Annotated in this window: 1 pseudogene; it reads left to right on the top strand. The window is 64.7% G+C overall.

Going from position 1 to position 606, the window contains the following annotated elements:
• Positions 1-606, top strand: a pseudogene (locus LQ564_RS25755) (hypothetical protein); the annotation flags it as partial.

The raw sequence follows: 606 nt of genomic DNA, 5'->3' as shown, positions 1-606 counted from the left end.
CCGACCTGAACAAGCGCTGGACCGGCGCCGCGATCGAGCCGATGGGCGTAGGCCTGGCCGCGCCCTACATGCCGACCACCGGCGGCCGCGACGACATCGGCCTGATGCCGCAATGGTCGGTCGTCCATCTGCTGAGCATGGACCGCCGCGCACGCGACGTCACCCTCGGCACGGCCGAGCAGGCCGGCAGCTTCTCGGCCCACTACCGCGACAAGAACACCGGCCAGCCAGTGAGCCTGATCGACTATCCCTATATGACCCTGGTTGGCACTCCGGGCGACACCGTCAATCCGGCAACCAGAAAGGCAGAAGCCTTCCCGGCCTGCGCCAATGCAAATAACTGCAAGACGCCCTACACCCATGACGTCTCGCACCAGCCAGCCTTCGCCTACCTGCCGTACATGCTGACGGGCGACCACTTCTTCCTGGAAGAGCTGCAGTTCTGGGGCATGTACAACCTGTTCAATTCGAATCCCGGCTACCGCGAGAACATCAAGGGCCTGCTGCGTCCGGAACAGGTGCGCGGCCAGGCATGGGCGCTGCGCACCCTGGCCGAAGCAGCCTACATCACGCCGGACAGCGATCGCCTGAAGGAACACTTCAACC

This window comes from Massilia phyllostachyos (assembly GCF_021044825.1).
GTDB classification, from domain to species: domain Bacteria; phylum Pseudomonadota; class Gammaproteobacteria; order Burkholderiales; family Burkholderiaceae_D; genus Telluria; species Telluria phyllostachyos.
This window is presented reverse-complemented; position numbering and strand designations above follow the sequence as displayed.